Raw genomic sequence first — 19,408 nt, 5'->3', positions numbered from 1 at the left:
CAAATGGGTTATGAAGTAGAGCTACGTGAGATAGTCCCAGCATAACTGTAACTTTATGGATATTAATGTTGCTTAGGAAACCTTTTCGGTCCAAGGGACTTTAGCGCTTTAATGTTAAATAGTTTATTTTCGTACAAATCTTTGCGGTACATCAAAAAATTGCTCTCGCCGTATACCGGCAAACCATAGCTTTGACCGTTCACTTTCATCACGTCCAAATATTTGGGCACGAAATCTTGCGCGTCGTAATAAGCGGTCAACGACTCATTCTGCATGAACGAATCGAGCGGCTCGACATAACCTGCGTTGACATACCCGATACCGTGCACCATATCGTCCATGACGACATCATAGCGCCCGGAACTGCTCGAGAAGTTCATTAACGCCTTGGATGTCAAATCGCTGTAAGGAACGATTTCCAAATTGACCTTAATGCCGGTTTTCTCCTCGAATTCGGGCAGCATTTTTTGCATCGCGTTGCTCGTCGGATGCCCTTCGAGCAGCACGCTGATTTGCTGTCCCTTATATGGCTGGTCCGCAGCGGCATTTCCTTCGCCTTCGCTACCGCCCCCCGCGTTTCCGCCCGATTGGCCGCAGCCGGCCGCGGCAAGCGATAAAGCGAGCAGAAGCAATGTAATCCATTTCGTCGATCTTGTCATCATAACCCCTCCTGGCAAACGTTTCGAGATAGGCACATCCGTTATGATCTTACTTCAACCGGGCGTCCGGTTCGCAAAGACTCTTCCATGCAATGCGCAATATATACCGCGCGATAAGCTTCTTCAACCGAAATCGGCAACGGCTCGTCATGGAGTACGGACATCGCGAATGACGTCAGCTCTTCCTTCATAATGCCGGTCATTCTTCCGTACATTTCCACTCCGTATGCCGTATCTGGATACGTAAATCGCGTATTCGAATGAATTGAAATGTTCTGTTTGACGATATCGACATTCAGAGCGCCTTCCGTTCCCGTAATATCCAATTTGGCGTCCAGTTCCAAATGATGCTCCGGCAGCACCCAGCTCGTCTCATAATTGCCTACCGTCCCCGATGCGAATCGAAGCGTCGTTAGCGTAGCGTCCGATACGCCGAATGAGGCCAGTCTTTCCTTCACGCTTACGGCATATACCTCCACGATTTGATCTCCGGTAATCCACTCGATCGCATCGATATCGTGAACGCCCAGAAACATAAGCACGGAGGTGCGTCCTTTCAGGCGCTGTCCGTTGGCGAATGAATTGTTCCGTCTGGCGTACAGATGGAGCGGCTTGCCGATTTTGCCCCCGCGGACGGCCTCGTATGCCCGGTAATAGCGCGGGTCCCAGCGCAGCGTATGTCCGACCATCATCTTAATGCCGGATTGCCGGACTCGCTCGACAATTTCCTGCGCTTCGCGAATATCGGACGCAAGCGGCTTCTCCATCAATACATGCTTGCCGGATTTGCAAGCGAGCATAGCAAGTTCGTAATGTTGATCGTCCGCCGTGCATATGCTGACCGCGTCCAGGTCCGGCATTTCGAAAACCGCCTCGACCCGATCCGCGGCAACCGTTCCGTACTGCGCCGCAATCCGTTCGGTCAATTCCCGGTTAATATCGTAAACGGCCGCCAGTTCCACATTCGGCATTTCGGCATAAAGGCGCGTATGCGATTGGCCCATGACGCCGAGTCCGATCACGGCAACTTTCATTGTGTGCATCATGCTTTATCCCCCTCAGTAGTCGTCTTGGCGCCCGATAACAGCTGTTATCAAGCGCTTACATTTGCATTATAAAATTGGCGCGGCGGATAAGAAATGCACAAAACCTATGACTTCATTCACATATTTTCAATTCGACGTCGCGTTATATCGCCATCGTTCACTTTTTTTGGATGCGTTTTCATTATTTTAAGAAAAAAGAGATCCCCAAATTAATGTTTGGGGATGGCATGTTCGTTCCCTTTCAGTTGGAACTGCATTCGATATTGTTGCGGGCTAAGGCCGATCAACTTTTTGAACACTCTGCCGAAGTAATTGATGTTGTCGTAACCCACTTTTTCGCCGATCACATAAGCCGGCCAATTCGTTTCGCGCAAATATTCGACCGCCTTCTCGACGCGAATGTTGTTTATATATGCGGCAAAGCCGACTCCCGTCTCCTTTTTGAACAAATAGCTTAAATAGCTCTCGCTCATATTCGCCATGCGCGCGGCTTGCTTCAACGACCAGTCTTCCGCGTAGTTTTGTTTCATCTGCAAAATGAGTTGTTGAATTTCTTCCCGGTATGTCTTCTTTAACGCCTCTCTGGCACGGTCCGCGGCATCGTCGATCAACCGGTCGAACCAGCGCTCGGCTTCGTGCAGTTCCTGAAAAGCGATCACTTGTTTATATAGCGGCTCCCCTTCGCCTTCGGCGAATAAAGCTTCATCGAATTTCTTGAGTCCGGCTTGCAAATGATGCAGCAGCGCAAGGCAAATTTGAATACTAAGATCGATCTGGCGCCTGTTCTCCCGCATGCTGCCAAGTACCCGGCCGACGATCCGTTTCATGCCCGTCTCGTCCAACAATTCGATCCGGTTCCGCAATTCGCGTTCGTCTTCTTTCGTGAATAACGGTTCGCCGTTCTTTGTTGATAACTCCGTTTCCGCCGCGTACCGGTACACCTTCTCCGTCCCTTCGTAAAAATACCTCTCCAACGCTTGGCGCGCCTGCCAATATGCTTTCTTCAATCCCGTTCGATCCGCAAAAGGTTCGCTGACGCCGATCGAGACGGATGCGGCCAGAAACCGTTTCAAAGCGCTCACGATGTCGCCGCATAGGCCTTCGACAATGCCGTCCTGTTCAGGGAGCGGCTCCTTGATCGGAATGAGCAGCAATACGGTATGGTCGTTATAAGGCAAGGCGTACCCGTGCAGCCATTTGCGCATCTCCAGCTCGGCCAGATCGATCAAGGTATGAAGCTCCAACGGTTCGCCGGCGGAATTCGGCGGCTGCGGGTGCACGCGCAGCAACAGCAGCATATTGTTGGCGGCTAGCGGTATTTCCTCTTCGTCCTCAGCGATATCCCGGTCGCTTCCCGCAACGCCCTGCGGCGTATCTTGCGAATCTTCCCCGATCCAGCGGTGGATCGTCTGGGCGAGCCGGTCGCGTCCCTCCGATTCCTTGCGCTGCTGGCTGCGGATCGGGCCGGCATCCGCTTCCTCCCGTTCCGCCGCGATTTTATCCGCCGTCTCGAGCAGCAGCGCCAGCAGTTCCTCCGGCTTCATCGACGCTTTCAAAATATAGTCATCCACGCCCAGCTTCATCGCTTGACGCAAATAATCGTATTCGTTATGGCTGCTCAGCACGATAATTCGAATGCCCGGGTCGCTCCGCTTGATCGCTTGTATCAATTCCAAGCCGTTCATATTCGGCATGACGATGTCCGTCAGCACAATATCCGGTTTCGTTCGGCGGATCAGGTCGAGCGCCTCGGCGCCGTCGGGCGCATCGCCCGCATATTCGAACCCGTGCCGGTTCCAATCGATCACCGATCGAATTCCGAGGCGAACGAGAATTTCATCGTCCGCCAAAATCACTTTCATTGGCCTCATATTCGCCGCTCCTTTCCTTCGTCGCTTTGCAAGGCAGCTTCAACGTTACGGTCGTTCCCACCCCCGGGGCGCTTTCAACGCTTAATCCGTACGGAGCGCCGTACTGGAGCCTGATCCGGTCGTGGACGTTTTTCAAGCCGATTCGATCCGTTGCCCCGCCTTCCGGGCCGAAAGATAAGGAAGCCCGAATGCGATTCAGCTTCTCTTCATCCATTCCGACACCGTTATCGCTAATTTGTATCGCCATATGTCCTTCCCGCTTTTCCGCGCGGATCGCAATTTCGCCCATCCCTTGCAACCGCTCGATCCCATGCCCGATGCTGTTCTCGATGATCGGCTGCAGCATAAATTTTATCGCCTGCATTGAGAGGAGTTCATCCGGAACGTCGATCGTAACCGATAATTTTTCATTATATTTCATTTTCATGAGCGAAGTATAATTGCGAATATAATCGAGTTCCCGCCGCAAAGGAATCAAGTTCTCTCCCCTGCCGAGCGCCGACTCCATAATTCCGCCGAGATTTGACAGCATGTCTCCCACTTCGCGGTCGCCCCGGATATAAGCCATCCATTTGATATTATTGAGCGTATTCAGTATAAAATGCGGGTTGATTTGCGCTTGCAGCGCTTGAAACCGCAGTTCCTCCTTTTGCTGGTACTGTTCTTTCAATCGTTGAAGCAGTTCCTTGATATGCCGCAGCATTTTATGGTACGTGCCGGCGAGCAGCGCGATTTCCTTCGGACCTTTGACGAACGCGATCCCGTCAGGATCCTGATTTTCAAAATCGAGCATTTTTTTGCCGAGCAGCTTGAGCGGTTTCGAGATATTATACGATATCGTAAGCGTAATCAAAATAAAAATGACGAAAATAACGACCGTAATCATAATGTTCGCTCTGCGTATATCGAAGATTTGTTTAAACACTTTATCGTAAGGGATCACTTGAACGATTTTCCAACCGGTTTGCTGAATCGTGCTGTAATTGACGATCCATTTCTCCCCGTCCCTCTCCATAATCGTTTGCCCTTTCGCATCCGTCCAATCCGCGGCGCTTGCCATCTCCCGCGAAGCCGGCGTTCCGATCTTCGATTCATCCGGTCCGGAAATGACGATGCCGTCTTGATCGAGCATATAGGCCGCCCCGTCCAGCTTCGTTAAATATTTGGCGATATCTTCCTCGCTGACGCTGAACAGCAGAACGCCGATCGGCTTTTTGGTATAAGGGTCGAAGACGCTTTTGGCAAGCGAGATTACCGGGCTGGCGTCGGCAAACGTATAGTTGTCCCCATACAACCAAATCAGCTTCCCGGGCTCATTGACGAGTTCGGCGTACCAAGCGGATTGCGTCAACTCTTGAAATTTCGCCTGTTCCGTATAGCGGCTGCTGAAAAAATGACCCTTTCCGTCCAACACCGCCACATATGCCGTAAAATTATAATACGTTAATTTCTGGAGTATATTTTGTTTGATTTGCAGCCATTCGTATTCGTTCATTTGCTGCGGGCGATTCAGCATCTCGACGATCTCGCGGCTTGCCGCCAACTCCGTTGCCATCTTGAACATGTCTTGCATCACGACATCCGCGTTCATATTGACCAGAGACAAGGCGTCCTGCGAAGAACTGCCGATCTTGCCTTCGATGACAGCCTCCAACGGCCTGTCGATATAATAGAACGAGATCAGGAACGGAACGACCAGAAAGAATATGATCGAGAAAAAGATGTTGCTGCGAATGGACCGCCTTTGCCCCAAAACGCTTATAATACGGTTCATGCTCTGCTCCCCTTTGTTGTGAAAGCGTTTTTAACCCATTATAGCATTCGGTTGCACGAAACCAATTGGAAAAATTTCCGGGCGAAATCGGGAGCATAACGAAAAACACGCAATCGGGATCCATTCTTTCCCTCGAATTGCGTGTTTCCTTGCAAGATCATATACTGGACCGGCAAACTCAACTCGTTTCACTCGACCGCAAGGCGGACAGGACAAACCGAATGATGTCTTCCGCCAAATGCTCGGGATCCAATTCGTACATCGGGCTCCAAAACGATTCGTCATAATGAAACAGGATCGAGTTCAACACGAACATCGTCGTATGGGACAATGACCGGTACTCGAATACGCCTTGTCCCTTGCCCTGAATAAGAAAATCCTTAAGCTTGCCCCATATCGGGAAAACATAGCTGCTCGGCACTTTTGCGCGCGGCGAACGCATCAATATTTCATGTTGAATAATACGTATGATTTCCGGATTATCGAGCCGGAAGCGGATGACCTCCCGCATAATGGTACGAAGTCCGTTCACCGGATCGTTCGCGAATTCATCCAATTCTTTCAATCGATCTACAGGTAAAAAAGCGTCGAATACGGCGGAGAACAAATTTTCCTTCCCTCCGAAATGATACGACACAAGCGCCACGTTGGCCCCCGCCTCCTCGCAAATTTGCCGGACGGTCGTGCCGTCGTATCCGTTCTGGGCAAACATGTTGCGGGCCGCATACAATATGCGGGTCTTGATGTCCAAATCCGTCTGCGCCATAAGACGCCTCCTTCATTCCATAATCGATTCCGAACCTTACACCGCGGCGGAAGGTTCGGCTTGTATTGTCGTTCGCCGGCCGCGAATCGCAACGCCGAGCAAGCCAATGACGGCGCTTACGAGCAAAATGAGTCCGAGATAGCCAGCCGCCGATTGAACGCCGGGACCGCCGAACAGCAAATTCATTTGTCCTTCCACCGCATAGGTAGCGGGCAAAAACCCGCTTATCGAACGGTAAAACCCGGATAACAGTTCTGTGGGGACTAATCCGCCGGAAGCGACAAGCTGGACCGACAACGCCAAAATATTGAACAGCATGCCTCCCATGCCAAATAACAGCAAAAACATCTGAGCCACAAACAAAAACGTGACCATGACAAGCGATTGAAACGCCCAAACGGAGACGAATCCGTGCTCCATCTGTCCTCCAAAGGCCCAAAATAACGTGCAGCCGACCAAAGAGGCAAGCACTGCCACAATCGTATTTATCATACCACGTACGGCAAATCGTTGCCAACGGCCGATATGCGGCAAAGACCTCGAAGATTGCTCCATGTTCATGCCCATGATCATAGCCCCGACGAACGAGGCGAGCACCAGCATAAGCGGAGCCATCTGGTTGTTCATGCCGCGTACGGGATGATCCGCCTGAAGCTTGGAGGCGACGCGCTCGGACAATTGCCGCCCGATGATCTGCGCTTGGTCTGCCGGCATGTTCCCTGCGGTGCCGGCCCATTGCGCGATCGCCATCGATACGGCCTCCCGGTTGGCGTTCTTCGTCAGGCCGTCGGCCATGCCATGCATCATGCTGCGGATAAGCGAAGAATTTGAATCGTTCGTGTAATAACGTATCTCCGCCAGTTGATCCGGGGTTTGAAGCTGCGCCGAAAAGGACGAAAGTATGTGCACAACCATGTGCACCCGCCGCTCGTTCAAGTCCCGCCGCGCATCGTCAAGGCTTGAATAAGAAACGGCCTGCGCAGGCAATGCCTCCCGCATCCGCTCTGTCAGCACCATGCCAAATCCTTGATCCTCATTGACAATCGCCACCCGCAACTGCCCAATGTTATCCGTTATTCCGTCGTAACCTGTCGTCCATACCACACTGAAAATGATTTGAAACATAAATGCCGACAATATTCCCGCCCACGTTGCAGGACGCCGCAAAAATTGTTTGATTGCCGCTGCCATCAATTTTCACCCTTTCTTTTTAAATTAAACAATTGTTTTAAACATTTGTTTAATTATAGGCGCAGCAAAATTTCTTGTCAATCGTATCAAGCAAGATTCGCAGATTTGCTACATATACTCTGTAGGATTTGGGTGAATTTCCGTAGCGCTTATCGCCGAAAGAAGCCAGCTTGCTGAACAAAGGGGATATCGACAGAAGAGGTGGAGGAGTGACAGGGCGCACGGCGCGACAACTGCGCATCCTCTTCGAAATAACTCCACCATTTAACGCTAAATGAAAAAGAGCTTCCGGAGCCAGTAGCAGCGCGTCTGGCAATCTCTGCATAGAAAAAGAGAGCCGAAGCCCTCTTTGGTTGCTGCGTATTCGTTTCCCGCCCCGCAGTAGCGGCATCTGCGGAGTGGCCCTAGCCTTTCAAGCTGCCCTCCGCCACGCCTTCGATAAACCTTCTTTGCAGGAACATGTAAATGATCGTAAACGGCAAGATCGAGATGACGCCCGCGGCGGAAATTTTGCTCCAGTCCGAGCTGAAATTGCCCGCAAACGTCAAATATTTCGTGGAAACCGGCTTGAGCGCTTCCGCTTGGATGAACGCGTTGGCGAAGAAAAATTCGTTCCACGTATACAAGCCCGCAAGCAGCGCAACGGTCAGAAACGCCGGTTTGGCGATCGGCACGATAATTTTCATCAAGATCATCCACTCGTTGCAGCCGTCGATCCGCGCGCTCTCGCTCAGCTCTTTCGGAATGCCGATAAAGAACGTGCGCAGAATGAAAATGTTCAGCGGCAGAAAAATGGCGCTGTATATAATAATCAAGCCAATCATCGTATTCATCAAATGCAGCTTCTGCCATACGAAGAACAGCGGCACAAGAAACATGCCGAGCGGCACGGAGACGCAAAGAAAAAGGTAGGCGAGAATCGCGCCTTTTCCTCGAAACTCCATCTTCGCCAGCGCGTAAGCGCACAGTCCGCCGGCGACGCAAATGACGGCGACGGCCGCGCAGCCGATTACAATGCTGTTCAAATACGCTTTGCCGTATTCCCCCATCGTCCAGGCAGCCGTTATATTTTCCATCGTCAAATGCGAAGGGAAAGAGAAAGGGCTCACCTGAAACTCTTCCGGCGGCTTGACCGCGTTAATGAACAGCAGCGCGATCGGCCCGATCGCAAACAGGAGTACGAGTATCAGAAAAAAATGACGGGATAACGTTGTAAACCAGCGCTCTGCCATTATACTTCCCAGCCCCTTTTTCTTAAATATCCGAACGCCGCGATAATGATTCCGCTAAACAAGGCCAATGCCAGCGCGATGGAACTCGCGTATCCCGGGGCCTGGTTTTGCAAGGCTTCCTTGTACATGTACGTCGCGATCAATTCCGTCGCATTCCCCGGTCCGCCGCCTGTCATGACGTATACGTAGTCGAATGCGGCAAACGACCAAATCATCGTCATCATCATAATGAGCAGCAGCGTCGGCCGCAGTTGCGGAATAATGACGCTCCGGAAAATTCTGAATTTCCCCGCTCCGTCGATCATGGCCGCTTCCTCCAGACTGCGGTCGGTTTGGTGGAAACCGGTCAAAAATAAAATAAGCAAAAATCCCCAATACCGCCAACCGTCGACGAAAGCTACGGAAAAGAGCGCCTTGTCCGGATCGCCCAGCCATAGCGGAAGATTCGTAAACCCCCACCCTTCCAACACTTTGTTGATACCGAAGAAAGGATTATAGATCCAGCTCCAAATTTTCGCCGTTACGACCGTCGAACAGATATAGGGCAGAAAGAACGTCACCCGGTAAAACATCTGCCCCCGCCGCACGCGCGTAAGCAGCACGGCGACAATCAAGCTGAACGCGACCGGGATCGTACAGAACAACAACAACCACATGAAGTTGTTTCCCAGCGCTTTATAAAACGTAACGTCCTGGATTAAGTTGGCGAAGTTTTTCAGCCCGATAAATTCCGGCGGACGAATGCCGTCCCAATTGGTCAGGGATAGATAGAACGTCCCGATCGTCGGAACCGCAATGACAAAACCGGTCAACAGCAGAGCGGGCAAAACGAACAGCCAAGGCAGCAGCGATTTTCGTTTCGGCCGGTGTCCGGATGTCGGCTTCGAGGACATTGAAACCATATCAGCCATATGCACGCACCCCGTTAAATGAAAGTAAAGGGGAGATGAGCTCCCCTTTGAAAAGCCGGGAGCGTACGCCCCCAACCCGTTTATTCCGTAAATTCGTAAACTTTGCCGCTTGCTTTATCTTCTTGATACGTCGATTCCATCTTATCCATGTAAGATTTCAAATCCATGCCGTCCAAGAAAACCGCTTCGATATTGTCGTAGGAGTACACTCTTGTCTGCGCAGGCCAGAATGTCCAGGACAAATAGCCGGTTGCATCGCGTTTGCCGTAGTCGTCAAGCAATTCGGACACTTCGATGTAATGCTTGTCCAGATCCGGGATCGATTTCAAATCGAGATTTTTAATCGGCTGCAGCCCCATCGCCACAACGCCTTTGGCTGCAACTTCCGGTTGCGTTACATAATCGAGAAACTCGGCGACGGCATCCGGATGCTTGGAGTTTTTGTTAATGCCGTAGGCGATACCCAAAGCCAGAGGCAGGTTCGTTTCCACGCCTTCCTTCCAGGACGGCATCGGGAAGATGCCCCAATCGAGGTCGCCCGCTTTCGTGCTAAGCGTATTGAGCAGCCAGCTTCCTTCCATCTTCATGGCCGCTTGGCCGGACAGGAACAATGTGGTTGCATCCTCGCCGGTAATCGCATGCGATTTCTTGTCATTAATATACCCGTTTTTCCAAAGATCGACCAGTTTTTGCACCGCTTCCGTCGATTCTGGCCCGTTCCAAGGAAGTTCGCCCGACAGCACCTTCTTCAACGTTTCCGGTCCCAGCGTAGCGTTATAAGCCATCGACAGCCACCATTCATTGGCGCCGCGGTAATCCGATGCGCCGAACGCAAACGGAATGATGCCTTTTTCGGTCATTTTTTTGCAAAGCTCAACGAGTTCTTCGTAGCTTTTCGGGATTTCCCATCCGTTTTGTTCAAACAGCGTTTTGTTGTAATACACGAATTCCGTTTCGTATTTGCCCGGCAAGCCGATCATGCTGCCTTCCACCGTAACGGGCGGATAGGCCCAAGGAATGAAACGCTCGTCCCAACCGTATTGTTTGCTGTATTCGTCCAACGGCACGAGATAGCCCGCTTTGGCGAACTGACGCAGCGTCGTCGTTCCGTCCGTCGTAATAATATCCGGACCTGCTCCCGCAGCCAGTTGGGATTTCGTAATTTGTTCCGGATCGGCGTTGTAAGTAACATTGATTTTAATATCCGGATGCTGATCTTCGAACGGTTTGATAACGTCGTTCTCGAAATACTCTTTCCCGTATTGGTTATGAAGGTACCAAGTGATCTCCTTCACTTCTTGCTTGCCTCCGGTTTGACCGTCGGCGTTCCCCGCTTCTTTGCCCGCGTTGCCGCATGCGGTCGCCGCGATCAAACTGCAGCTAACCAGCAATGTGGCGAATACTTTTGTCGCTTTTTTCATCATGAGCCTCCCCTTTGCTTCTATACGTTGTTGATTTTTTGAAACACCTTGTAACTGCGCTCGGCGCACTCGGAGATCGAAATCGGATGGAAGCCGGTTATTTCCGCGTACAGCGTATCGTTCAGCTTCGCCGTCCAATGCTCAGGCAATTTCTTCGCCCCGAGAATGGCGCCCATAATGGAACCGACGGTCGCTCCGTTGCAATCCGTATCCCAGCCCAGTACCGCGGTCGTGATCGCACGCTCGAAATCGCCTTGGGCAAATACGAGCGAGGCGGCGCATAAAGCCGCATTATTGATCGTATGAACCGGATTGTACTGTTTGTAGGATTCCCAAATTCGCTCCACCATCTCGAGCTGGCCGGTAGAGTTCTTCGCAATGTCCACCGCATGCCGCACCGCGCTCGCCAACCGGCAGTTGGCCGGAATTTCGCTAAGCCCGATTTCGACAATCCGCTCGGGATCGGTTTCAACAAACGACGCGGCGATCATCGCTCCGACGAACATCTCGCCGTAAATGCCGTTTTTCACATGGGAGAACGATGCGTCTCGCCAAGCGAGCTCGGCTGCAAGCTCCGGATTGCCGGCCGCGCCGTACGCGAATCCGTCTACGCGAATTTGCGCTCCGATCCATTCGCGGTAAGGGTTCAAATAATGGCGGACCCACTCCAGTTTCGTCTGCCAATCGCTTGGCCGTTCCGTTTCCAGATGATGCGTTACTTTGGCGAAATTGAGATAGGATTGCGTCTCGGCCGTACACATTTGCGCATACGTTAACTTTTGGTGCCATAGCTTGCCGATATCCCAGCTATCCCAATCCGTCCCCTTTTCCTCGAGCAGCGAAAGAGCGAGCACGGTATAACGGATATCGTCATCGCTTTCCATATAACGGATATTTTCAAGCTGGCTTTTTTCGCCGTAAGGCGCCAGTTCCAGTCCAAGCTCCTGTTGCGCTCTTGAACGCCCTGGCGTATAATCGCGAATCGGCCATGCATCGGCGCCTTCAAACCAGAGTTTTACGTTTTTCCATCCAGGATTCCCGCCATGACCTTCCAGAAAATGCATGCTTTCAAGCGGTTTGCCGAGCGCGCAGCCTACCGAACGCCCGAGCCATGCGCCGTAAAACTTATCCCGCAATTGCTCCTCGCTTGCATTCAAGAGCAGCTTGCGCGGCCCTTCAGGCCGTGCGGCTCGGATGGCCTGCAAATCATTCGGCTCGGAATAAGGAAAATCGGGGGATACCGGTAAATCCCTCAACTCCTCGTAGATGGACATCAGCTTCATCTCGTCCTGGCCGGAGGCTTGCAACTTTTCCGCAAATCCGGAAGTGTCGGCACCTTCTTCTTCTCGCTGTTTGATCTCTTCACGCACTAACGCGTAAAGCGAATCCCATCCTGCCATGATGTGCCCCCCGTTCATTTATGTTGCAGTAGTATAATCCGACTTCTTAAAAATAAATCCATTCCCATTGTAAGTGATTTCCATGGGCCTTTCTTCACATTATTCGATTATTCATTCTTAAAAAGGGCTAATTTTGAGGATTGTTCTCTGTAAACCTGCGGAGGCATCCCGACAATTTGTTTAAATGCGCGGTAAAAAGGGGCATGGCTTTGGAAGCCGCTTTGATGCATGACATCGACGATCGGCAATTCCGTGCTGACGAGCAGCCTTTTCGCTTCATTGATTCTAAGCTGCAGCAAATATTGTTTGAAACCGCCTCCGAGCTTTTCGGCGAACAAATGACGCGCGCGCGACGGGCTCAATCCGAGCATGGCAGCGACGCTATTGAGCGTAATCGGTTCTCGAAATTGCTCCTTCATATAATCCAGAATCGGCTTCAAACGATAGTAGGACATTAAGGCCTGGTTCCAGTCTTTAAGCGATATGGCGGTGTCGTAATGGCGAAGCAGCAGGGCGCAAATCTCCAAAATTTTGCTATGCATCATCCCTTGGTACCCGCGGCCCTTATTCCGATACTCTTTCCATAAATCTTGAAACAGGCTTCCGATTTGACCAGCGACAGGCAGTTCGCCGGCAATTTTATTCTCGAAATGTTTCGGCCAATAAACGAAAGGCAGCAGCAAATCAGGGTCTACCTGTTCGATAATCATCGCATCGAAATAGAGGAATAAATAATTGCTCGGATTATCCGGATGCGAAGACGCCGCATGCCACTCCAAATTGTTGACGACGAACACGTCGCCCTGACGAACCGAATACGACTTATTCCCGAAATAAAACGTCCCGGTTCCCGACAGGCAGTATCCGATCTCCAAATGATCATGCGTATGAAACGGGTCGATATGCGTCGTCGGAGACCATTCGAATATGTCGATTAGCAGCTTTCTTACCATGGCAGAAACCTCTTCTTCCATTGATATGCGAGTTCAAAAAGTCAACTTCCCAGCGCCGAGAAGGTTACGAGAACCCGAAGCCCATGCTTCCGAAGCGAGTTTTGCTACGCAAAACTTTCAGGAGGAGCGGAATGTGTGCAAAATCTACATGAGCACCTGAAATGTTTCCGGAGGAAACATACTTCGTAATTAGAAGCTCTTCGAGGGTGAACGCAAGATTCGATGTCGAGTTTACTCTCATATTGGCTTTGCGATCAAAAGAGGACCTTTTGAACTACCTCTTGAAATAAGTTTTATTATACAACAAAACCGAACAGGCCCGTCATGAGGCGAATGGCCCGAATGGACCGGGAAACGTTAGAGAGGCCGCAGAAAGCCTGGGATTATGCATCCTTTCGCTTTTGGGTTGCTCTGCCGAGGAAAAGGCTGCAGTATGAGTCAATTTCAAAACACCGCTGGCGGCTGGACCACCCGTCGAGCGCTTTAACGAAACGTTAACACGCTAATGCCTGCTAAATCAACTTGTTGCTGTCGTAACGAAACTGAAACACGCTAATGAGGGGAAAAAGGCGATAAACCCGCCGATTTCCGAGGAATAAGGATAGCTATTTTCGTTAGGATTGGAACGTCGTCATTTTGAGCCCAATAAGGATTGTTAGTTTCGTTAGTTCCCAAACAAGAAGCGTAGGTCCGCGCGGATCTCCTTCGAAATATAGGAAGGTATCCCCTTATATGCGCAATCAAGCCAGTTACATCAACGGCGGCGAATGATGAAATTGACTCAATCAAAATTTTTTATCTATAAATTCAAGTATGAACAGTTATCGGTATAACATTCATGCACTTTTGCAAGTTTTTCCTCCGAGCCGGCAGTTTCGGTCGAGAAAACCTGCACTTTCGCAGGTTGCCGTTCTGCGAGGCGTTTGCTTACTCGCTAGCGCTGCATCGAATGCATTCCTGCGTCTTCGGCGGACGGTTCCAAAGAGAGGGTCATAGGTAGCGGATTTGGAAGGCCTTATTTTGCCCATAAGCGCTGTTTAGGCGGAGTTAGCGGATTTTTGAGGCAATGGCGTTGCTTTAATTTTAAAACGGGTTGCGATGATGAATCAGCATAGGCATGACAAAATGTAGCCGAAATATCATACAAAACGAGCGGGGCATACATCGGATCCGTCTATTTTGTTCGAAATTTCATACACAGATCGCGATTTGAGCCCCGATCCTTGCAGAGGTGGGCGAAAAATCATACAAAACTAGCGGGGCATGAGTTGAGTCCGCCGGTTCTGTTTGAAATTTCATACTAAAAGTCGCGGTTTGTGTGCAATAGGGTTGCATCAAGAGATTGCTATCCGGACCGTACGGCCATTATTATGCGTCCAAATTGCTTATTCGCTGTTTAGGCGGGCATTGGTTTCGTTATCCGTTCGTCGGAAGGTTTGTTCTTGCACTTTTGCCGCGAATATAGGATCGTCTGTCCGCAAACGGTCCGAAATCGGGCCGTTTGTTACAATTAACTGATCCTGAATCTGCGAATTTGTAGAGCAGGGCGGTAGAATGAATGTGAAGAAGCACGGTAATCCATACAGCTGTTTTAATATTGCTAAGAAAAGTTAGCACTGATAGGCGCTAACAAAAAAACGACCGGCAACCTTAGGCAGTTGCCGGTCGTACTTATTTACGTAGCCGATCGTAAAGGAAATCGACGATATGGACGGCCTGCATTCGCTCCCCGAGCTTGGCCCGCTCGATGCCGAGCTTCATTTGCAACAGGCAGCCCGGATTGCTTGTAAGCAAATAGTGCGCCCCGGTGTCGGCGACATGCTCCATCTTATGATCCAGTATTTGCGTCGACATTTGCGGCTGCAGCAAATTATAGATGCCGGCCGAACCGCAGCACGTATCGGCGCCGGCAAGTTCCACAAAACGAATTCCCTCGACCCGGCTCATCAGATCGCGCGGCGCGTTGCCTACTCGCATGACGTTGCGCAAATGGCATGAATCCTGATACGTGACGATCGTCGGCGACGGGGGAGCGGCGGCCGGAGGAGCGGTTGCCGCGGCCGCTTCGTTCGATGCTGCCGCCCGCCCTTCCACTGCCGACTCCCCAGCGGCATCCGCGAACTTCGGAATTCGCCCTTTCTCCATAATGATCTGCGACACATCCTTGACGCGGGCGGCGAACCATGCGCCGAGTTCGGCCCACTCCGGGTCGTCCCGCAGCAAATGATCGTACTCGATCAGCAATGCCCCGCAGCCGCCGGCGTTCGACACGATATAATCGACGCCCGCGTCGCGGAAAGCCCGAATATTCCGCTTTGCGAGTTCCTTCGCTTGCTCCATCTCGCCGCTATGCGCATGGAGCGCGCCGCAGCAGTTCTGCGTATCCGGGATGACGACGTCAAACCCGGCTTCGGTCAGCAGCTTGACGGTATTGACGTTCGTTTCCGCGAACAGCACGTCCATGATGCAGCCCCGGAACATTCCGGCCTTGCCCGCGGGACGCCCGCCGGTTGCAGGAACTTGCGTGCCGAGCCGCTCCACGACGCCTTGGGACGAGGCGTCGGGCAAGATTGACTCCATCTCGCGCATCGATGGCGGGAACATGCGCAGCGCGCCCGATTTGCGCGCGAACCGGCGCAGACCGGAGCGCTGGTAGAAAGCGAGCACGCCGCCTACCTTGCGCATGCGGCGCTGCTGCGGGAACAATTGGCGAAACGCCGTGCGGCGCAGCGCCCGAACCCACCAACGGCGCGGCTCGTGCCGCTCGATCGCATCGCGGGTTTGCTCCAGCAGATGCCCGTATTGGACATCGGCCGGGCAGACCGGCTCACAAGCGCGGCAGCCCAAGCATAAGTCCATCTGCGCTTGAAACGACTCGTCCGGGTCCATCATTCCGTCGACGACCGCTTTCATGAGCGCGATACGGCCGCGCGGCGACGCCGCTTCGATGCCGGTCTCCTGAAACGTCGGACAAGCCGGCTGGCAAAATCCGCAGCGCATGCAATTCGTCAACTCGTCGTAGCTCAACGTCAGCTTCATACGCTCCGCCAATTCCTTGTTCTTCCCCGTTGCGACGGAATTCGGCCTCGTCGTCGTATTCATCGCTGCACCACCACTCTTTTGCGGGTTTCTTTGGCGAATATTTTGCCCGGATTCATAATATTGTTCGGATCGAACGCGTTCTTAATATTTTTCATTAATGCAATGCCCGCTTCGCCGACCTTCCATTCCAAATAAGGGGCTTTCACCGCGCCGACCCCGTGCTCCCCGGTGATCGTTCCCCCCATCTCGATCGCCGCCTCGAAGATTTCGGCGAAAGCGAGCTCCACCCGTGCGATTTCTTCCGGATCGCGGGCGTCGGTCGTACAGGTCGGATGCAAGTTGCCGTCGCCGGCATGGCCAAACGTGCAAATATGCACATTGTGCTTGCGCGCGATCTCGTTAATGCGCACGACCATGTCGGCAATCCGGGAACGGGGTACGGTCGCATCCTCCAAAATGGTCGTCGGGCGGATTCGCGCCAATGTAGACAAGGCGCTGCGCCTTGCCTTCATCAGCTTCTCCGCTTCCTCCGCCGTCTCGGCGATCTGCACGTCCGCCGCCCCGTCTTCCCGGCAAATGTCCACAATCCGCTCGATGTCTTGAAGCACGGCCGCCTGGTCGCCTCCGTCCTGTTCGATCAGCAATACCGCCTCCATCTCGACGGGCAGGCCGATGCGGTTGAACTCCTCCACGACCCGCAGCGTCGGATTGTCGATAAACTCCAGCGTGGACGGAATGATACCGCTGCCGACGATGCGCGAAACCGTGCGCGCCGCCGCATAGATATCCTGATAGAGCGCGAGCATCGTCCGCTTATATTTCGGCTCCGGAATCAATTTGACCGTCGCTTCCGTCACGATGGCCAGCGTTCCTTCCGATCCGACCAGCAGCTTCGTCAAATCGTAGCCGGCCACATCTTTGTACAGCTTCCCTCCCGTACGAATGATTTCGCCCGAAGGAAGCACCGCCTCCAATCCGATTACGTAATCTTTGGTCGTGCCGTATTTCAAGCCGCGCAGTCCTCCAGCGCATTCCATAATGTTGCCGCCTAATGTCGATATCGTCATCGAGCTCGGATCGGGCGGGTAGAACAAACCGAGCCTTTCGACCGCTTCGTGGAACCGTTTCGTGTTCAGCCCCGGCTGAAACGTTGCGGTCAAATTGTCGCGGTCGATTTCGAGCAGCTTGTTCATTCTGCTCATCGCCATGACGATTCCGCCTTCCACCGGAACCGTGCCGGCGCATAAATTGCTGCCCGCTCCCCGCCCGACGACCGGAATCCGATGCTCGTTCGCCGTCCGCAATATCGCGGCGACCTCCGCCGTCGTGCCGGGGTAGATCACCCCGTCCGGCAAGCTTTGATACATGGGCGTCGCATCGTACGAATGCGTAATCAAACTTTCCGCATCGTCCTTGAAATGCGCTTCCCCCACAATATCGCGCAGCCTCCGTTTGACGTCTTCGCTCAACATACCGTTTCCCTCCCCGTCTCATCCAGCCTTCTTCTTCGCTGCGGTTTATTTCCCGCTTCTTCCGGTCAAATCGTTGATCGCGGCCCTGCTCTTCTCCAAATATTGCACCGAATGGTCGTAATCTCTGCTAGCCACGCCGAGATACAATATATCGACGACATTCAGTTGCGTAATCCGGGACGAGGTCGCACCGCTGCGAATTTCGTTTTCCGTGGAGGACGTGTACAGCGGGATGTCGGCGACCGTACTAAGCGGGGTCGTGCCGTACTTGGAAATGCCGATCGTTACGGCTCCCGCCCGCTTCGCGTTCTGCAAGCTCGCGATCACATGCTCGGTTTCTCCCGAATAGGAGATGCCTACCGCAACGTCCTTGTTCGTAAGGGCAACCGAGGAACCGAGCTGCAAATGCGGATCCGCAAAACAAAGGCTTGTCTTATTAATCCGCATAAATTTATGCTGCGCGTCCATGGCGATTAAATTGGACGCGCCCAATCCGTAGAAATAAATCCGCTCCGCGGCGCAAATCGCATCCACCGCTTTCGTAATCATACAGGCATCCAAAATTTTGACCGTATCGCGTATCGATTGAATGTTATTGTTGGACACATGCTGAATAATCGTTTCCATCGAATCGTGGGGGCGAATTTCCTGATAGGAATAGACCTGTTCGCCCCCTTGCAGATCTCCGGCCACTTTCAGCATTAAATCTTTATAGCCTTTCAAGCCCATCGACTTGCACAGCCGAATGATCGCCGCCTGGCTCCCCCCGCTGTAGCGCGCCAATTCGGCAACCGACAATCCGACCATCTTCTCGGGGTAATCCAAAATATATTGCGCCACTTTTTTCTCCGACGGTGTAAGATCCTCTACAATTTCCCTTAGTCTGACGAGTCCCCCATTCATTCGATTCTCCATTCCTCCTTCAATCGGCACAATCGTTTCGCTTATTCGAAAAATTGCACCCGCTTCGTCAATGCGCCCCGCGGAACGGCAAACGCTTGCGCCCGTTTGAATCCGGCCGGCGCCCCGCGCACGACGGTCAGCGCTTTATAATATTCGATGAACGGGAAGCCCGACGTCTCGCCGCGCGCATAAGCGTAGACGTTCATCGCCTTGACCCACGCCTCGTACGCTTCTTCCGGAATGTCGACGAACACTTCGGGATGGAAATCGTACGGATCTTCCCAGTTGTCGGCATAATACAATTTGCCCGCAAAATGGGCCGGAAGCTCGCGCTGAATCGTCTTGAGCGCCGCGTAGAAGCGCGCGTCTTCCACGATGTAATGCGTATTCGCGTGATCTTTATGAATGCTGCCTTTCCAATGGGTAATGATGATGTCGGGCTTCACTTCGCGGATGACGTCCGCTACTTCGTATTTCACTTCATCGTTCACCGGCAGCTCGGCATCCTTATAGGCCAGAAACCGCACATCCGCTCCGACGATCTCCGCAAACTGATGCGCTTCTTCGACCTTCTGCTTGGCGTAATCCTCCGGCGACAGGCGAGGATGGCCTTTCTCCCCAGGCGTCAAATGCAGGAAGGTCGCCCGATGTCCGGCTTGCGTATATTTCGCGATAACCGCTCCCGCCGTCAAGTCCATATCCCCGGCATGGCCGCCGATAGCCAAAATATGCATTCTTTTTTCGTTACTCATCGCAAAAACTCCTTT

The 19,408-nt window shown here is 52.4% G+C and carries 15 protein-coding genes; all 15 read right to left on the bottom strand.

Annotated features, from left to right (window positions below; all coding sequences use genetic code 11):
* Positions 1–62: 62 nt before the first annotated feature.
* On the bottom strand, positions 63–662 hold the full coding sequence (locus KQI79_RS18140) for an ABC transporter substrate-binding protein (protein WP_216539707.1): 600 nt from the start codon (positions 660–662) through the stop codon (positions 63–65).
* A 38-nt stretch (positions 663–700) separates the two neighbouring features.
* Complete coding sequence (locus KQI79_RS18135; protein ID WP_216539706.1) at positions 701–1,705, bottom strand: Gfo/Idh/MocA family protein; 1,005 nt, start codon at positions 1,703–1,705, stop codon at positions 701–703.
* Positions 1,706–1,914: 209 nt separating this feature from the next.
* Positions 1,915–3,576, bottom strand: coding sequence for a response regulator (locus KQI79_RS18130; RefSeq protein WP_216539705.1), 1,662 nt, complete (start codon positions 3,574–3,576; stop codon positions 1,915–1,917).
* Complete coding sequence (locus tag KQI79_RS18125; RefSeq protein WP_216539704.1) at positions 3,542–5,350, bottom strand: sensor histidine kinase; 1,809 nt, start codon at positions 5,348–5,350, stop codon at positions 3,542–3,544. Before KQI79_RS18125 ends, KQI79_RS18130 begins: the two co-directional genes overlap by 35 nt.
* 178 nt (positions 5,351–5,528) lie before the next feature.
* On the bottom strand, positions 5,529–6,116 hold the full coding sequence (locus tag KQI79_RS18120; protein ID WP_216539703.1) for a TetR family transcriptional regulator: 588 nt from the start codon (positions 6,114–6,116) through the stop codon (positions 5,529–5,531).
* A gap of 36 nt (positions 6,117–6,152) precedes the next feature.
* A complete protein-coding gene (locus tag KQI79_RS18115) occupies positions 6,153–7,307 on the bottom strand; it encodes a YhgE/Pip domain-containing protein (RefSeq protein WP_216539702.1) in 1,155 nt (384 codons plus the stop codon).
* A gap of 404 nt (positions 7,308–7,711) precedes the next feature.
* On the bottom strand, positions 7,712–8,539 hold the full coding sequence (locus KQI79_RS18110; protein WP_216539701.1) for a carbohydrate ABC transporter permease: 828 nt from the start codon (positions 8,537–8,539) through the stop codon (positions 7,712–7,714).
* Complete coding sequence (locus tag KQI79_RS18105) at positions 8,539–9,450, bottom strand: carbohydrate ABC transporter permease (protein ID WP_216539700.1); 912 nt, start codon at positions 9,448–9,450, stop codon at positions 8,539–8,541. The genes KQI79_RS18110 and KQI79_RS18105 overlap by 1 nt, the downstream gene beginning before the upstream one ends.
* Positions 9,451–9,530: 80 nt before the next feature.
* Positions 9,531–10,871, bottom strand: coding sequence for an ABC transporter substrate-binding protein (locus KQI79_RS18100; protein WP_216539699.1), 1,341 nt, complete (start codon positions 10,869–10,871; stop codon positions 9,531–9,533).
* A 20-nt stretch (positions 10,872–10,891) separates the two neighbouring features.
* Entirely contained in the window at positions 10,892–12,271 is a 1,380-nt protein-coding gene (locus KQI79_RS18095; protein WP_216539698.1) for an ADP-ribosylglycohydrolase family protein, read from the bottom strand.
* A gap of 107 nt (positions 12,272–12,378) precedes the next feature.
* A complete protein-coding gene (locus tag KQI79_RS18090; RefSeq protein ID WP_216539697.1) occupies positions 12,379–13,224 on the bottom strand; it encodes an AraC family transcriptional regulator in 846 nt (281 codons plus the stop codon).
* A gap of 1,671 nt (positions 13,225–14,895) precedes the next feature.
* On the bottom strand, positions 14,896–16,326 hold the full coding sequence (locus KQI79_RS18085; RefSeq protein WP_216539696.1) for a (Fe-S)-binding protein: 1,431 nt from the start codon (positions 16,324–16,326) through the stop codon (positions 14,896–14,898).
* Positions 16,323–17,738, bottom strand: coding sequence for an FAD-binding oxidoreductase (locus KQI79_RS18080; RefSeq protein ID WP_216539695.1), 1,416 nt, complete (start codon positions 17,736–17,738; stop codon positions 16,323–16,325). Before KQI79_RS18080 ends, KQI79_RS18085 begins: the two co-directional genes overlap by 4 nt.
* 45 nt (positions 17,739–17,783) lie before the next feature.
* A complete protein-coding gene (locus KQI79_RS18075) occupies positions 17,784–18,641 on the bottom strand; it encodes a MurR/RpiR family transcriptional regulator (protein ID WP_216539710.1) in 858 nt (285 codons plus the stop codon).
* Positions 18,642–18,682: 41 nt separating this feature from the next.
* On the bottom strand, positions 18,683–19,393 hold the full coding sequence (locus KQI79_RS18070; RefSeq protein WP_216539694.1) for a PIG-L deacetylase family protein: 711 nt from the start codon (positions 19,391–19,393) through the stop codon (positions 18,683–18,685).
* Positions 19,394–19,408: the final 15 nt, after the last annotated feature.

Origin of the sequence: Paenibacillus sp. MSJ-34, from assembly GCF_018918005.1 — a bacterium.
Classification (GTDB): domain Bacteria; phylum Bacillota; class Bacilli; order Paenibacillales; family Paenibacillaceae; genus MSJ-34.
The sequence above is the reverse complement of the archived record's forward strand: the minus strand, read 5'-3'. Positions and strand labels throughout refer to the sequence as shown.

Excerpts from the sequence above, each read along its gene's own strand:
- KQI79_RS18140 (WP_216539707.1), bottom strand. The coding sequence starts at position 662 with ATGATGACAAGATCGACGAAATGGATTACATTGCTTCTGCTCGCTTTA.
- KQI79_RS18135 (WP_216539706.1), bottom strand. The coding sequence starts at position 1,705 with ATGATGCACACAATGAAAGTTGCCGTGATCGGACTCGGCGTCATGGGC.
- KQI79_RS18130 (WP_216539705.1), bottom strand. The coding sequence starts at position 3,576 with ATGAGGCCAATGAAAGTGATTTTGGCGGACGATGAAATTCTCGTTCGC.
- KQI79_RS18125 (WP_216539704.1), bottom strand. The coding sequence starts at position 5,350 with ATGAACCGTATTATAAGCGTTTTGGGGCAAAGGCGGTCCATTCGCAGC.
- KQI79_RS18120 (WP_216539703.1), bottom strand. The coding sequence starts at position 6,116 with ATGGCGCAGACGGATTTGGACATCAAGACCCGCATATTGTATGCGGCC.
- KQI79_RS18115 (WP_216539702.1), bottom strand. The coding sequence starts at position 7,307 with ATGGCAGCGGCAATCAAACAATTTTTGCGGCGTCCTGCAACGTGGGCG.
- KQI79_RS18110 (WP_216539701.1), bottom strand. The coding sequence starts at position 8,539 with ATGGCAGAGCGCTGGTTTACAACGTTATCCCGTCATTTTTTTCTGATA.
- KQI79_RS18105 (WP_216539700.1), bottom strand. The coding sequence starts at position 9,450 with ATGGCTGATATGGTTTCAATGTCCTCGAAGCCGACATCCGGACACCGG.
- KQI79_RS18100 (WP_216539699.1), bottom strand. The coding sequence starts at position 10,871 with ATGAAAAAAGCGACAAAAGTATTCGCCACATTGCTGGTTAGCTGCAGT.
- KQI79_RS18095 (WP_216539698.1), bottom strand. The coding sequence starts at position 12,271 with ATGGCAGGATGGGATTCGCTTTACGCGTTAGTGCGTGAAGAGATCAAA.
- KQI79_RS18090 (WP_216539697.1), bottom strand. The coding sequence starts at position 13,224 with ATGGTAAGAAAGCTGCTAATCGACATATTCGAATGGTCTCCGACGACG.
- KQI79_RS18085 (WP_216539696.1), bottom strand. The coding sequence starts at position 16,326 with ATGAATACGACGACGAGGCCGAATTCCGTCGCAACGGGGAAGAACAAG.
- KQI79_RS18080 (WP_216539695.1), bottom strand. The coding sequence starts at position 17,738 with ATGTTGAGCGAAGACGTCAAACGGAGGCTGCGCGATATTGTGGGGGAA.
- KQI79_RS18075 (WP_216539710.1), bottom strand. The coding sequence starts at position 18,641 with ATGAATGGGGGACTCGTCAGACTAAGGGAAATTGTAGAGGATCTTACA.
- KQI79_RS18070 (WP_216539694.1), bottom strand. The coding sequence starts at position 19,393 with ATGAGTAACGAAAAAAGAATGCATATTTTGGCTATCGGCGGCCATGCC.